Here is a 13,519-nt window from a genome sequence, read left to right as displayed (position 1 = left end):
GATCCATGGATCTGGTGACTTTCACCGAAGGCGTGCAAAGCGTGCGCGTCCACGACACCCACGACAACCCCGCACAGGACGCCGGCGCCAACGCCCCTTCCCGGTCGTTTGTGCCGCGAGGGGAATCCGTCGTCCAACACACGGAAAAACTGTTTCTGCGTCATGCGACCAGTCAGGAAATGCTGCGCGCTTTGATTGGATCATCCGGCGCCGCCGGGGTTGATCCCCAGGACTTTGACGATCTGGCCGCCTCTACCCAATCCACGCTGGCGGCGCTGGAGCAAGAGGCGGAGGCCAGCAGCGATCCCGAGTTCCGGCAAACCCTGCAAAGCGCCGTCGCCATTCTCAACGCGCTGTATGAAGACCGGCAATGGCTGCGCAGCAACCTAAGCGCCCTGGAAAAGCCATGAGACCAACTCAATCCGTCGCCCCGCTTCCCCATGCCAGCGCCATGAACAGGCTGCAACCGCAGCAGGCGGCCTGGCTGCAGGAAGTGACCACCGTGTTTCTGCAATGCCGTCAGTACGCCAAGGCGCAACCGCTACTGCGTCTGCTGATTCGGCTGCTTCCTGACGACCCTGCGCCGCTGCGGCAGATGGCCTATCTGTGCTATCAGCTCGGTCGCTATGAGCTGGCGCTAAAGTACTGCCGCGCCTGCGAGAAGCGGTTACCGGGCGCGTCGGAAGCGCGTTTACCGCTGCTGCGCAGCCATTGCCATCTCAAGCTGGGACAGAGAGAGCCCGCGCTGACTCACTACCTGCAATTTCTATCAACAAGGAGCGCGCCATGACCCTCGCACGCCTGAACCAGACCCTGCTCATGATCGCCGGGCGTAAAGACATTTTCTTCGCCGCCATGCTGGTGGCGATTATCTTCATGATGATTTTGCCGCTGCCCACCGCGCTGGTGGATATCCTGATCGGCGTCAATATGGGGCTGGCGGTGGTGTTGCTGATGGTGGCGGTGTATCTGCGCTCGCCGCTGGAGTTCGTCGCTTTTCCTTCCGTACTGCTGATCACCACCCTGTTTCGATTGTCCCTGTCCATCACCACCACCCGCTTGATTCTGTTGCAGGCGGACGCGGGCTCCATCATCGAAGCGTTCGGCGGTTTTGTGGTGGGCGGCAATCTGGTGGTGGGGTTGGTCATTTTTCTGATCATCACCGTGGTGCAGTTTCTGGTGATCACCAAAGGCTCGGAACGGGTGGCGGAAGTCAGCGCCCGTTTTTCTCTGGACGCCATGCCCGGCAAACAAATGAGCATCGATGGCGATATGCGCGCAGGGGTGATTGACGTGGACGAAGCGCGACATCGTCGTAATCAGGTGCAGAAGGAAAGCCAGTTATACGGCTCGATGGACGGCGCCATGAAGTTCGTCAAAGGCGACGCCATCGCCGGTTTGATCATCATTGCGGTGAACATTCTCGGCGGCATCGCCATCGGCACGCTACAGAACGGCATGACCTCCGGCGAAGCCCTGGAACTGTACGCTATTCTCACCATCGGCGATGGGCTGGTGGCGCAGATTCCCGCGTTATTTATCGCCATCACCGCTGGGGTCATCGTCACCCGAGTGACGACGGACGAGTCGGAAAACCTGGGCGCGGACATCGCCAACCAGGTCGTCGGCAAACCCCAGGCGATCCTGATCGGCGGCGGCCTGCTGTTCACTTTCGCGCTGATTCCCGGCTTCCCCACCCTCACTTTTATCATGCTGGCGTTGGCGGTGACCGGCACGGGCGTCTATATCATAAGGCAGGACAAAGCCCACGCCGCCGACAAGCATCCGCCGCTATCAGCGATGGCCGCCGCCGGACAGCCTCCCAGCAAAGCCCAGCTCAACGAGACAGAGGAGTTTACCTTCACCGTGCCGCTGCTGGTGGACATCGCCGCCGACGCGGAAGACGCGCTGGACCCGAATGCGTTGAACGAGGAAATTCTCAAAATCCGCCGCTCCCTGTACCTTGATCTAGGCGTGCCGTTTCCGGGGATTCATTTGCGCATCAATCATGGCTTGAGCGATGGCCGCTATAAGATTCATCTGCAGGAAACGCCGATTGCGGAGGGCTTTATCAAGCCCAGGCAGTTATTGGTGCGCGATCAGAAAGAGCAATTGGATCTGCTGGCCATCAAGCATAACTGCGAAGTGGAGCTGCTGCCCGACGCACCCGCCTATTGGGTGGAGCAACGTCATCAGACTTCTCTGGACAAGATGGAAGTCGCCTATCTGACCCCACCCAAGGTGTTGAGCTATCACTTGTCCATCATCCTGAAAAAATACGCGCAGGAGTTCATCGGCATTCAGGAGACTCGCTTTCTGCTGGAGAAAATGGAAGGGCGCTACGGGGAGCTGGTGAAGGAGGTGCAGCGCCTGCTGCCGATACAGAAAATCACCGAAATACTGCAGCGTCTGGTGTCAGAAGACATTTCCATCCGCAACCTGCGCAGCATTCTGGAAGCCTTGGCGGAATGGGGGCAGAAAGAGAAGGAAACCGTGCTGCTGACGGAGTACGTGCGCAACAGCCTGCGTCGTTATATCAGCTACAAATACAGCAACGGCCAGAATATCCTGCCGGCGTATATGCTGGACCAATCCCTGGAAGACGCCATCCGCAGCGGCGTGCGCCAAACCTCCTCCGGCGCCTACCTGGCCCTGGAGCCGGACACCACCCGTAAAATCGTGGACATCGCCAAACGCACCGTGGGCGACCTCGATCCCGGCGCGCAAAAAGTAGTGGTGATCACCTCCATGGACGTGCGCCGCTACCTGCGCAAACTACTGGAAAGAGACATGCGCCAACTGCCCATCCTCTCCTACCAGGACCTGACGCCGGAAATCACCATTCAACCATTAGGAAGAATCGCGCTGAGCTATTAAGGCAACGGACAGGCAATTTCTTTCTGCTGGTCTGACTTGGTCTGACGACGACAGGGTTTGCTTATCTCAGGCCCTGTTTCTTATCCCCAGTCGCCATATCAATCATTACCCATCACGCCGATTGATCCGGCCGATACACCTGAACACTCTCCTGCTCATTGGGATCATTACGGGACACCAGCGCAATGGCCTCCTCCGTATCACTCAAATTGATCGGCTGATGCGGCACCCCGTCAGGTATAAAAATAAAATCCCCTTCCTTGTTCACCACCGACTTCGACAAATTCTCGCCATACAGGGTCTTAACATTTCCCTTCAACAAATAAATCGCCGTCTCAAACCCATCATGAAAGTGAGGCTCCGCCCGCGCCGAAGGCGGAATCACCACAATATTCATCGAAATCCCGGTAGAACCCGCCGTTTTCCCGGAAATTCCCAAATAATTAGGCAACTTCTGAATCGTATCAATCGTCCCCTCCGGCCTCACCGTCACAATATCTTTATCCAGATTCATATGTGCTCTCACTTGTATTGTTGTGTTGAATCCCACCGACGACCTGATGATCAAACAGGTCGGATAAACAAAACGCTGTTCAAAAATAAAACTCAGCTATCCGATAAAAGTACACCAAAAACCCGTAATCCTCCCAACACGATCCGCGCCCAAAGACACAACACATCCCCACCCCGGGAGCGCGGGCGGCTCGCCCGCACCGTCGTCACGTTTTCACGTGTTTATGACATCAGGTCGCCTTAGTTCGCCACCGATACCTCTTCTTTGAAGGTGTTTTAAAGTGATCGTTGAAGGTTATCAGCTTTATTACTCAGTTCACCAATCAGCCTTACCCTCGCACAGACACTCAAAGCAAACTCTGAGAGATGTGCTATCTTTTAGTCGAATATAAAACGATCACAAACTACTTTTGCTACAACGAGGCACCTCCATAAAAAGATACAACATATTACACTAATAATTTAAAACACTATAATTATGGCACCAGAAATCACACACACACTTTTTCACGAGAATGGCTACTATCAATTTTAGCAATTCCAGATCAAGACATTAAAAGTATAAAAAAGAATTTAATTTTATATACATTTTAAACATTCCGGAAAACTGATGAGAATTGTATATCTTGGAAAAGTGAGTTGTCGCAACAACCCTCTTCCGTCGTTGGAAGGGGATGCTATTGAGCTTTTTTCAGATAACTGGGACGATTATGGATACAAAACAAGCTTTTCCGTCACTTGTCGAATAAGTGATGAAAGAATTACTCTTGGGCTAATACGTATTCTTATTGCAGACACTAAAAATTCCAGCGACTATCTCAACAAGCTCCTTAAAGAAGGCTGGAGTGGAGAGTTTCCGATCCCTAACACCAACTACATATCAACCCCTTCAAATATTATTTTTTATGAGCAAATAGATGGTTTAATAGATTCTAAAAAATCCATCGAGGTCGCAAATAAATTACGTGATGCAAGCTATCTCATACATGTTTCAGAAGATGATGACGCAAAAACACTAGTTGAAACGGAAGGGTTTGAAAGCTCTCTTCAGCGGGAGCGTGGGAGTAAAAAGGCATATTTGGATGGCTGGAAAATTTTGGCCCGTCAAGCTATCGCCGTACTCGACCTTGGATTCAAATTTAAAAATGTATGCGGAGACATTTCTAACCTTAATCTTAAATATCACTCTGAAAGCTTGTTACCTCACGACATTAATGTTTTGATTGGGCCCAACGGGTCAGGTAAATCTCAAGTGCTACATCAAATGGTATCAGACTGGATATCTCCTGATGAAGAACCCGAAACTGGATTTGCAGAAGCCCCCAACCTTAGTCAGATAGTTGTTATATCTTATAGCCCATTCGAGCGTTTCCCTGTCGCCCCTCCAAAAAATCAACAACAAGATACTGAGGCGTATAGGTATTTTGGGTTTCGCGGAAGAACGGCTCCTACTGAAAGTCGACCGAGTGGACAAATTAGGCTTTCTCACCAATTTCCTAAGAGAAATGCCGCAGAAGCACTTATTGAGTGTCTCACCGACGATGAGCGCTTCAATTCAGTACGAGGTTGGGCAAATAAAGTTAAGACTGTCGAACGCGTCCTGAGAACAGCGTTCAATTTTGACTGTGCTGCTATAGAGGTAAAAGGATATAGCGGAGTAAAAGATTATTACAAAGACAATAGCCGTGACACTATTTTTCATAAACAAGATCATGTGCATTTTGACGAAGATAACGGCAGAAAAAAAGCATATATCCCTATCGTTTCAGAAACGGCCTACTCCCTAAATATTCCCAAGCTAAAAAAGAATATTGTAGTAGATCAGGGGGTGACTTTTTTTATGAGTGGCCATCCGATCGAGTTGAGTTCAGGGCAACGATTATTTGCATACATCGTCATTAATATTTTAGGTGCAATCCAAAAAAATAGCCTTATTCTAATTGACGAACCAGAGCTTTTTTTACATCCGACCCTGGAAATTCAGTTCGTAAATATGCTGAAAATGATTCTGTCACGTTTTAACTCCAAAGCTCTTTTAGCGACGCACTCCGCTGTAACGGTTAGAGAGGTGCCTTCTGATTGCGTTCACGTATTTGAAAGAACAGATGAAGGGTTATTCATTAAACATCCGCCATTTCAAACTTTTGGAGGAGATGTTCAGCGTATTTCTTCTTATGTATTCGGCGACAAGTCGATTTCAAAACCCTTTGAAGCCTGGATACGTGATAAGCTCGAAGATTATGGTTCTGCTGATGAACTTATTGAGGCGATGGGCAATGAACTCAATGAGGAGCTGATCGTACAAATCAAAGCTATGGGACGTGATCAATGGTGATGCATTTACCATTGCCGGATATTTGTAGCTTGCAACTCATCGATGATGTAGTTGCCGAGCGGCAGAACGGCAAAAATGCTCAATTCTTCAATAAAATAGCTGCGGAGTGGAAAAGCAAGGTACAGGAGTACATCGATGCGAGCGGATCTCCAAAGAACATTCAGCTATGGCCTAAAATCACTCCTCAAAAAAATGTCTTTCTCAATTTATATAGCTCGCCACAAGAAGGTGCGGTTCAAAAATTAGCAATTGATAGTTTAAGGGATCATGGGCTAACTCTTTGTCCTGCATGTGGTGAGCCAGGGAGACCTAACACTCTGGATCACTATCTCCCCAAAGCTGCGTTCCCCCATTTTTGTATTACCCCCCTAAACCTGTTTCCTATGTGTGATGCTTGCCAAGCCCAAAAGGGGGCCAAAACAGGTGATGACATAAGTCCTAGATTTTTTATTCACCCATATTTTGACGTTTTTGTTGCCGAACAGGTAATTGAGCTTTCCATCAGCCCACCGTTCGATACGCCGACGTTTGACTTAACAGCTTGTGCTCAACTTACAGCTGAACAATCAGCTTTAGTGGAGAGCCATGTAAGGGAGCTAGGAATAGAGCAGCGTTATGCTCATTTCTTTCGTGATCAACATAGGCGTTTAATACGCTTGGCTGCACGCATGAGGGAGACAGGACAAAATGTTACCAATACATTGGAAACGTTCTGTGCTACGGAGCAAGATCTAACCAAAAATTCTTGGGGACATGTCTTTTATGCTGCGGTTCTGGCCAATGCCGATGTAATGGAGTATTTGGAAAAGGGTGATTTGCCTCCGTTACCTTAAAAGATACAAATAGGCGAATTTCGTGAATGGAAAATAGGAGAAATGAGCCCTTAGGGTAAACGGGACTCTCATCAGTTTAGGGATAGCCCTAAATGTTTGCATTTGTTTCCCTTTAAAAGCTTTGCATGGTCCCATGCGTTCCCCTTCCAAGTTATTCTACTTCCCCCCAAAAATTAGATCCCCCGGCTGATACAGCCCCTCCCACTCCCCCTTTAATCTGCCCCTAAACCAAATATCAATCCGCTTTCGCGGTGTTTTTTCAGGGTGTGGATGCTATGGATCAGACAGTCTTCAGTGATAGCGCGTTTTCCGCGTCCAGGACCAAGTTGTTGCGGTCGTTGGTGGAGCAGGCGGATTTTGCGCAGGTGCGGGGGCGGGTGACGCAGGCGGTGGGGACGATTGTTAAGGCGTCTGTGAATGGGGTGCGGATTGGTGAGATTTGTGAGTTGGTGGACCCGGAGTCGCAGCGTTCCATTCTTGCGGAGGTGATCGGTTTTTCCAGGCAGGAGGCGTTGTTGACGCCGTTGAGTGAGATGGAAGGTCTGTCCGCTCATACCGAAGTGATTCCCACGGGCCGCAGTCATGAGATCCAGATCAGCGAGGGTATTTTGGGGCGGGTGCTGGACGGCCTGGGCGCGCCCATTGATGACGGCGAGCCTCTGACGGGCGGCGTCCCTTACCCCATTATCAGCGCCTCCCCTAACCCATTGACCCGCAGGCTGGTGGAAACGCCCATAACCACCGGGGTGCGTGCGATTGACGGCATGCTCACCTGCGGCGAGGGGCAACGTATGGGCGTGTTCGCGGCGGCGGGGGTCGGCAAAAGCACCCTGCTCTCCATGATCACCCGCCATACAGACGCCGACATCGTCGTCATCGGCTTGATCGGTGAACGCGGCCGCGAAGTCAGAGGATTTATCGAACGGGATCTGGGCGCGGAAGGCATGCGGCGCGCCGTGGTGGTGGCCGCCACGTCCGACCGCCCCGCCATGGAGCGGGTGAAGGCGGGTTACGTGGCCACTGCTATCGCCGAATATTTCCGCGATCAAGGCAAACGGGTGCTGCTGCTCATGGACTCCGTCACCCGCTTCGCCCGTGCGCTGCGGGAAATCGGCCTGGCGGCGGGAGAACCGCCGGCGCGCAGAGGCTTTCCGCCCACTGTATTCGCCACCTTGCCCAAATTGCTGGAACGCGCCGGCCCTGGGGCCAAAGGCGCGATCAGCGCGCTCTACACCGTGCTGGTGGAAGGCGACGACATGACCGAGCCAGTGGCGGACGAAGTGCGCTCCATTCTGGATGGCCACATTGTGCTATCCCGCGCTTTGGCGGAATCCGGCCACTTTCCCGCGGTGGATATTCTCGCCAGCAGCAGTCGCCTGATGAACGAAATCGCCACGCCGGAGCAACGGCAACATGCGCGGCGGCTGCGGCAGCTATTGGCCCGCTACAGGGAAATCGAGTTGCTGGTCAGGATCGGGGAATACCAGCCGGGGACAGACCCGCTCGCCGACGCCGCGATCAAGGCCATCGAGCCCATTAACCAGTTCCTGAGACAGCATGACGACGCCCCCTGCTCCATGGGGGACACCTTGGCTCAACTGCAATCCCTGGCCCAACACTAACGGAGACTCAGCCATGATCGCCAGCATCGCCGAAATCAAACAGCACCGAACCAACCGTCAGGCCAGACAAGTCAAACACCTCGAAATCGCACTATCAGACCTGCGCGAGCGCAGAAGTCAGTCCGCCCACGCATTCACCGATTTTCAGCAATGGCGTCGCCGCGAAAGCGACCGCCTGTTCGCGGAACTGGCCGGCAAACCCGCCAGCCTGCAAGAGATGGACGACTACAACAGTCGGGTGGCGTATTTCAAAGTCCAAACTAACGACCTGGCGAACCAGCTCAAACAGATTCAAACGGAAGAAGCCGCCGCCGAACAAAAACTGCAAGCCGCACTGGACCAACTGAAAGTAGCGCAAAAAGCGCAGGAAAAGTTCGCCATTCTGGCCGACGAATTCCAGGGAGCGCTGCATCAGGAGCGCATTCGCCTTGAAGAACAGCAGGCGGAGGAAATGGCGGCGGACAACCTTCGATTTCCCGCCCGGGCTACGACTGGTTTCGGCTTGGAGATGGAGGCGTCGATATGAATGCGCAGCGCCTGCAAGGAGAAATCAGGACCGCCGCAAAAGAACAACATGATGCGGCCAAATTCCGCAGCAATGAGCACAGAAAACCAACGGTGGATGAAGAAGCGTTAGCGCGTTTTCAGCGGCAGTTTGAACAATTTGAACAAGGGGAACAGGAAAGTTCCGATCAGGGAAACGAAGCCGCTCACTTACTGCAAGGCGGTTATCTCTCCCCACTGCATGAACCCCGCTATCAACCCGGCATGACGAACGCGGCGATGCCGACTTCGCCGACGGAGGAGCTCGCGGATCTGGTGGCGAAGCTGGTTGATCAGATGTACGTGAAGCGCTCCGAAACGCCTGGGCTGCAAGAAGTCAGGATGGACCTGAAAAGCCCGCAACTGCCGGATACCACGCTCAGCATCGCCAAAGTGGATGGCGTTTTGACGGTGCAGTTCGCCACCGCCGCGGCAGCCAGTTATCAGCAACTGCATCAGAGCCGGGCGAGCCTGCTGCAATCATTGCAACGTCGTTACGGACAAGACGGCGTCAAGGTCAAAGTGGACATTGTGCATGGGCGCGATACAGATTCGATGGCCAACGCCTCCGCCCAGTCTGCTGAATCTATCGGGAGGCTGCTGTGACCGCCTTGCGTATACATGCCGCCTCCGTCGCTATGCAGCGGTTGGCGCTTCCCCAGGTAAACCCGTTAGCGCTGCGACTGCAGTCGCTATTTCCTATTGGCGCAGGAACCCGATTTGAACTGGGCGCGACGCCTCTTGATGTCCAGTTTGCCGCCGCAAAAGAAGCTCATTCTTTCGCCTTCGGCGCGCGAATTCGACTTGATCAAACCTCGGCGTCGTTACGCTTCGACCAACGCCTTCTGGACGCCCTGCTCTCAACGTTAGACGAGAGTGCTGGTCAGCCCGATGACGGGGCGCTAGCGTCGCTGCCGTTTGAGAAAATCCCAGAAATGCTACAACTGGCGTTGCTGCAGGCTGCGCTGGCGCCATTGATCGATCAGATATCCGCGGCCGGCGGTTTGCACATAGAGGTCGAGGCGATGCTACCCGCGCCTGTTCAGGAGCAGGATTCCATCAAACTGTATTGTCGGTGCGTTTATGGTCGCCAAACGGGTTGGGCGACGATCGCCCTTTCTCATGAGGCTCTTGATCTGGTTCAGGGCGCTTTCGATCTGGTGCAGGACAAGGCGCCGCGCCACTGGTCGCAACCTTATTCGACGCTGGCCATCACTCATCTGCCTCTGGCTCTCAGCGCAGGCATTGACGGTCCCAAACTCAGCTATGACGAAGTCCGTCAATTGCAGTTGAACGACATCGTTCTGCTGCCGTCGGCTTCGATCAATCCGACCGGCGATTCGCCCTCCGCTTGCTTTTTTTCAATCTCTCTCAGCGTCTGCGGCAGGCGTTTGGGCTACGGGACATTGCAGCGTCAGGACATCACTCTCACCCATATCAACACGGATCAACCTATGACACACACAACGACTCCCAACAACGACGCGCCGTTGCAGCCGTTGCATGACCTTCCCGTTGAGGTGGTCTTTGAGGTCGCCCGACGCACCGCCACCCTTAGCCAGATTCAGTCTCTGGCGCCAGGACAAACGCTCGCCCTCGACAAGCCTTTATCCGGCGCCGTCACACTGCTGGTTCAGGGTCAGGCGATCGCGGAAGCCGAACTGGTGCGGGTAGGCGATCAGATTGGCGCCCGCATCACGCGTTTGTCGCTCACGCCGGCCGTCTCCGCTGAGACTGGCGTCATACAGGAAAGCGAACAGCAGAAAGAACAGGAGAACGAGCATGACGTTGCCTGATCCTTTTTACCTGACCCTCGGCTTGGCGGGCATCGCTCTGATTCCCTTCTTTGCGGTGATGGCCACGTCCTTCGTGAAGATCGCCGTAGTCTTAGGGTTACTGCGTAACGCTTTAGGCATTCAGCAGATCCCGCCGAACATGGCGCTCTACGGGCTGTCCATCATCCTGACCGCCTACATCATGGCGCCGGTGGGCATCAGCGCCTACAACGAACTCAGCAGCCAGCCGATCTCCCTGGAGAATACGCAGGAGTTGAAAGCGCTCGTGGACACCGCCTCGCAGCCTTACAAGGCGTTTCTGCAACGGCACGGCTCGGAGGATGAGCAGACGTTCTTTCATGAGACGGCGGCGGAAATCTGGCCGGAAGACGTCGCGAAGGGCCTGGAAAAAGACAGCTTTTGCGTGCTGATTCCCGCCTTCACCGCCAGCGAACTCACCAGCGCCTTTGAAATCGGGTTTCTGATTTATCTGCCCTTCCTGGCGATTGACCTGATCATCTCCAACATCCTGTTGGCCATGGGCATGATGATGGTCTCCCCCATGACCATCTCCCTGCCCTTCAAGCTGTTGTTATTCGTGCTGATGGACGGATGGACGCGCCTAATCCATGGACTGGTGCTCGCCTATCAATAGCCGGCAGCCATTCATCCCATACACAGAACCGGCGCAGAACCGGCGCAAGTACGAACAAGCATTTGAGTAGAGACCGATAAAACCGGATGACGGAGAGTGAAGCTATGACCGAAGCCGACGTTATTCAATACACCACGGAAGCGCTGATGCTGGTGCTGATCCTTTCCATGCCGCCGATTCTGGTGGCGACTTTTACTGGCGTGCTGGTCAGCCTGTTGCAGGCGGTGACCCAAATCCAGGAGCAAACCCTGGGGTTCGCCGTGAAACTGGTGGCCATCGTCGCCACCCTTTACCTGACCGCGCGCTGGCTCGGCATCGAGATGTACCAGTACACGGTGCTGGTGTTCGACGCCATTCCTGATGTGGCCGGTTGATGGAAACGAAGAACGGTTGCAAGCGAAGAACGACTGATGAATATTGAACTGATCTCCCACACGTTGTTTGTGTTCTTTATGTCGTCCGCACGCATGCTGGCGATGTTTATGATGCTGCCGTTTCTGTCTAAACAGTCTTTGGGCAACGCGATGATCCGCAACGGCGTAGTCGCCAGTTTTTCCCTCATTACCTATCCGCTTGTCGAGCATGGTCTGGACGCCCAGACTTTGGACGGGCTGCATCTGCTGCTGATCATCGTCAAAGAAGTCGGCATTGGTCTGGCGATGGGATTTGTATTGGTGATGCCGTTCTGGGCGATTGAGTCAGTGGGCTTTTTTATTGATAACCAGCGCGGCGCCACCATGGCGAGCGCGTTGAATCCGCTGTCCGGATCGCAAACGTCTCCTTTGGGCATTCTGCTAACGCAGTCTTTGGTCACCCTGTTTTTTATCAGCGGTTCTTTTCTGCTGATGCTCTATGCGCTGTACAAGAGCTACGTGGTCTGGCCTGTGTTTGAATTTTTCCCGTCTCTTACCTTAAGCGGGCCTGGCTTTTTCCTGGCTCAACTGGACACCTTGATGCACCTTACTGTTTTGCTGGGGGCGCCAGTGGTGATCGTGATGTTCCTGACCGAGTTTGGCCTGGCGTTGATCAGTCGTTTCGCGCCGCAACTGAACGTGTTCATCCTGGCGATGCCGCTGAAAAGCGCGGTGGGACTGGCGCTGCTGTGCGTCTACGCAGGCTTCGTGATCCGTTATTTCAGCGAGCTGCTGGAGAATATCGACGGTCTGCTGCAACCGCTGTTTAACCTCTTGTCTTGAACAACCGTCAGTTAGCGTAAGTCTTCACAACCCCCCATACAGACAAATGCAAGAAAGCCAAAGCGATGAGTGAAAAGACCGAAAAGCCCACCCCGAAAAAGCTCCGCGACGCCCGTAAAAAGGGTCAGGTAGCGCACAGTAAGGAGCTGGTGTCCACCGCCATGATGATCGCCATGTACGGACTCCTGTTCGCCTCCGGTTATGGGTTGGTGGAAGCGCTGCAAAGCCTGATTGATCTGCCCCCGCGCTTCTACGGTCAGCCTTTTGGGGAAGCATTGCAGGCGGTGCTGAATGGCGTGTTCGAGAAGAGTCTGGACATCCTGCTCCCTTTTATCCTGTTGGTGATCGTCACTGCGGTGGTCTCTAATGTCGGGCATGTCGGCCCGTTGTTCGCCATGGAGTCGATCAAGTTCGATCTGAAGAAAATTGACCCGGTGGAAGGCGTCAAGAAGCTGTTTTCAGTACGAAGCCTGGTGGAGTTGCTCAAGTCCATCGTAAAAATCCTGTTCCTGTCCATCCTGATCTACTGGGTGATCACCGCCAATCTCAACGACATCAGCAAACTCCCCCACTGCGGCTCAGACTGCGTCATGCCCTTTATCGGCCACCTGATGCTGCAGCTGGCGATGGTGTCCATGTTCGCGTTTGTGATCGTAGCGGTGCTGGATTTTCTTTATCAGAAGCATGAACACCAAAAGCAACTGCGCATGACCAAAGATGAAGTGAAACGGGAGTACAAAGACGCAGAAGGCAACCCGGAAGTCATCGGCCAACGCAAACAGATTCACCGTGAAATGCTGGAAGGCGGCATGATCAGCCAAATCAAAAAAGCCTCCGTCATCGTCACCAACCCCACCCACATCGCCATCGGCATCTACTACGACGGCGATAAACGCAGCCTGCCAACCGTCATCATCAAAGCAAAAAACACCACCGCCCAAAGAGTAAAGAAAATCGCCGCCAAAGAAGGCATCCCCATCATGGAAAACATCCCCCTGGCCCGCGCCCTATACGCTCAGGCCGAGCTGGAGAATTACATCCCTTCAGAGTTGATAGAGCCGGTGGCGGATGTGTTGAAATGGGTGGCTGGATTGGAGAGTTAGGAGGTTGCAGGTAAGAGACGTATTCCGAAAGCCTGCATCAGCTGTTTTGGTTTAATGACCAGATATC

At 53.4% G+C, this 13,519-nt stretch carries 14 protein-coding genes; 13 read left to right on the top strand and 1 reads right to left on the bottom strand.

Annotated features, from left to right (window positions below; translation table 11 throughout):
- Nucleotides 1-5 precede the first annotated feature (5 nt).
- From O5O45_RS10085 to sctV, 3 genes are read left to right on the top strand one after another with little or no spacing between them, the layout of a single operon-like run.
- Nucleotides 6-410, top strand: coding sequence for a hypothetical protein (locus O5O45_RS10085; protein WP_305905086.1), 405 nt, complete (start codon nucleotides 6-8; stop codon nucleotides 408-410).
- On the top strand, nucleotides 407-790 hold the full coding sequence (locus tag O5O45_RS10080; RefSeq protein WP_305905085.1) for a hypothetical protein: 384 nt from the start codon (nucleotides 407-409) through the stop codon (nucleotides 788-790). The genes O5O45_RS10085 and O5O45_RS10080 overlap by 4 nt, the downstream gene beginning before the upstream one ends.
- Nucleotides 787-2,877, top strand: a complete 2,091-nt coding sequence (gene sctV, locus O5O45_RS10075) for a type III secretion system export apparatus subunit SctV (RefSeq protein ID WP_305905084.1) — start codon at nucleotides 787-789, stop codon at nucleotides 2,875-2,877. The genes O5O45_RS10080 and sctV overlap by 4 nt, the downstream gene beginning before the upstream one ends.
- 112 nt (nucleotides 2,878-2,989) lie before the next feature.
- On the opposite strand, the gene O5O45_RS10070 is transcribed toward sctV, so the two are convergent.
- Nucleotides 2,990-3,391 (bottom strand): cupin domain-containing protein, encoded by a 402-nt coding sequence (locus O5O45_RS10070; RefSeq protein ID WP_127970494.1) that lies wholly within the window; start codon nucleotides 3,389-3,391, stop codon nucleotides 2,990-2,992.
- A 609-nt stretch (nucleotides 3,392-4,000) separates the two neighbouring features.
- Here O5O45_RS10070 and O5O45_RS10065 point away from each other — a divergent pair.
- From O5O45_RS10065 to sctU, 10 genes are all read left to right on the top strand, one after another.
- Nucleotides 4,001-5,725, top strand: a complete 1,725-nt coding sequence (locus tag O5O45_RS10065; RefSeq protein WP_305905083.1) for an ATP-binding protein — start codon at nucleotides 4,001-4,003, stop codon at nucleotides 5,723-5,725.
- The gene (locus tag O5O45_RS10060) at nucleotides 5,719-6,558 is read left to right on the top strand and encodes a hypothetical protein (RefSeq protein ID WP_305905082.1); all 840 of its coding nucleotides are present in this window, start codon (nucleotides 5,719-5,721) and stop codon (nucleotides 6,556-6,558) included. The genes O5O45_RS10065 and O5O45_RS10060 overlap by 7 nt, the downstream gene beginning before the upstream one ends.
- 275 nt (nucleotides 6,559-6,833) lie before the next feature.
- The gene (gene sctN / locus O5O45_RS10055) at nucleotides 6,834-8,180 is read left to right on the top strand and encodes a type III secretion system ATPase SctN (RefSeq protein ID WP_305905081.1); all 1,347 of its coding nucleotides are present in this window, start codon (nucleotides 6,834-6,836) and stop codon (nucleotides 8,178-8,180) included.
- Between the two features lie 13 nt (nucleotides 8,181-8,193).
- Nucleotides 8,194-8,706 carry a type III secretion protein gene (locus O5O45_RS10050; protein ID WP_305905080.1) on the top strand — a complete coding sequence of 171 codons (513 nt, stop codon included), beginning with the start codon at nucleotides 8,194-8,196 and terminating at the stop codon, nucleotides 8,704-8,706.
- On the top strand, nucleotides 8,703-9,329 hold the full coding sequence (locus O5O45_RS10045; protein ID WP_305905079.1) for a type III secretion HpaP family protein: 627 nt from the start codon (nucleotides 8,703-8,705) through the stop codon (nucleotides 9,327-9,329). The genes O5O45_RS10050 and O5O45_RS10045 overlap by 4 nt, the downstream gene beginning before the upstream one ends.
- Nucleotides 9,326-10,519 carry a type III secretion system cytoplasmic ring protein SctQ gene (gene sctQ, locus O5O45_RS10040; protein WP_305905078.1) on the top strand — a complete coding sequence of 398 codons (1,194 nt, stop codon included), beginning with the start codon at nucleotides 9,326-9,328 and terminating at the stop codon, nucleotides 10,517-10,519. Before O5O45_RS10045 ends, sctQ begins: the two co-directional genes overlap by 4 nt.
- Nucleotides 10,506-11,153, top strand: a complete 648-nt coding sequence (gene sctR, locus O5O45_RS10035; RefSeq protein ID WP_305905077.1) for a type III secretion system export apparatus subunit SctR — start codon at nucleotides 10,506-10,508, stop codon at nucleotides 11,151-11,153. The genes sctQ and sctR overlap by 14 nt, the downstream gene beginning before the upstream one ends.
- 104 nt (nucleotides 11,154-11,257) lie before the next feature.
- Complete coding sequence (sctS, locus tag O5O45_RS10030; protein WP_127970483.1) at nucleotides 11,258-11,527, top strand: type III secretion system export apparatus subunit SctS; 270 nt, start codon at nucleotides 11,258-11,260, stop codon at nucleotides 11,525-11,527.
- 36 nt (nucleotides 11,528-11,563) lie between these two features.
- Complete coding sequence (gene sctT, locus O5O45_RS10025) at nucleotides 11,564-12,349, top strand: type III secretion system export apparatus subunit SctT (protein WP_305905076.1); 786 nt, start codon at nucleotides 11,564-11,566, stop codon at nucleotides 12,347-12,349.
- A 65-nt stretch (nucleotides 12,350-12,414) separates the two neighbouring features.
- Nucleotides 12,415-13,452 (top strand): type III secretion system export apparatus subunit SctU, encoded by a 1,038-nt coding sequence (gene sctU / locus O5O45_RS10020; protein ID WP_305905075.1) that lies wholly within the window; start codon nucleotides 12,415-12,417, stop codon nucleotides 13,450-13,452.
- The last annotated feature ends 67 nt before the right edge of the window (nucleotides 13,453-13,519 follow it).

The organism is Hahella sp. HNIBRBA332, assembly GCF_030719035.1.
Classification (GTDB): Bacteria; Pseudomonadota; Gammaproteobacteria; order Pseudomonadales; family Oleiphilaceae; genus Hahella.
This window is presented reverse-complemented; position numbering and strand designations above follow the sequence as displayed.

Excerpts from the sequence above, each read along its gene's own strand:
- O5O45_RS10050 (WP_305905080.1), top strand. The coding sequence starts at position 8,194 with ATGATCGCCAGCATCGCCGAAATCAAACAGCACCGAACCAACCGTCAG.
- O5O45_RS10070 (WP_127970494.1), bottom strand. The coding sequence starts at position 3,391 with ATGAATCTGGATAAAGATATTGTGACGGTGAGGCCGGAGGGGACGATT.
- sctN (WP_305905081.1), top strand. The coding sequence starts at position 6,834 with ATGGATCAGACAGTCTTCAGTGATAGCGCGTTTTCCGCGTCCAGGACC.
- sctV (WP_305905084.1), top strand. The coding sequence starts at position 787 with ATGACCCTCGCACGCCTGAACCAGACCCTGCTCATGATCGCCGGGCGT.
- O5O45_RS10080 (WP_305905085.1), top strand. The coding sequence starts at position 407 with ATGAGACCAACTCAATCCGTCGCCCCGCTTCCCCATGCCAGCGCCATG.
- sctU (WP_305905075.1), top strand. The coding sequence starts at position 12,415 with ATGAGTGAAAAGACCGAAAAGCCCACCCCGAAAAAGCTCCGCGACGCC.
- O5O45_RS10085 (WP_305905086.1), top strand. The coding sequence starts at position 6 with ATGGATCTGGTGACTTTCACCGAAGGCGTGCAAAGCGTGCGCGTCCAC.
- sctS (WP_127970483.1), top strand. The coding sequence starts at position 11,258 with ATGACCGAAGCCGACGTTATTCAATACACCACGGAAGCGCTGATGCTG.
- O5O45_RS10060 (WP_305905082.1), top strand. The coding sequence starts at position 5,719 with ATGGTGATGCATTTACCATTGCCGGATATTTGTAGCTTGCAACTCATC.
- sctR (WP_305905077.1), top strand. The coding sequence starts at position 10,506 with ATGACGTTGCCTGATCCTTTTTACCTGACCCTCGGCTTGGCGGGCATC.
- sctT (WP_305905076.1), top strand. The coding sequence starts at position 11,564 with ATGAATATTGAACTGATCTCCCACACGTTGTTTGTGTTCTTTATGTCG.
- O5O45_RS10045 (WP_305905079.1), top strand. The coding sequence starts at position 8,703 with ATGAATGCGCAGCGCCTGCAAGGAGAAATCAGGACCGCCGCAAAAGAA.
- O5O45_RS10065 (WP_305905083.1), top strand. The coding sequence starts at position 4,001 with ATGAGAATTGTATATCTTGGAAAAGTGAGTTGTCGCAACAACCCTCTT.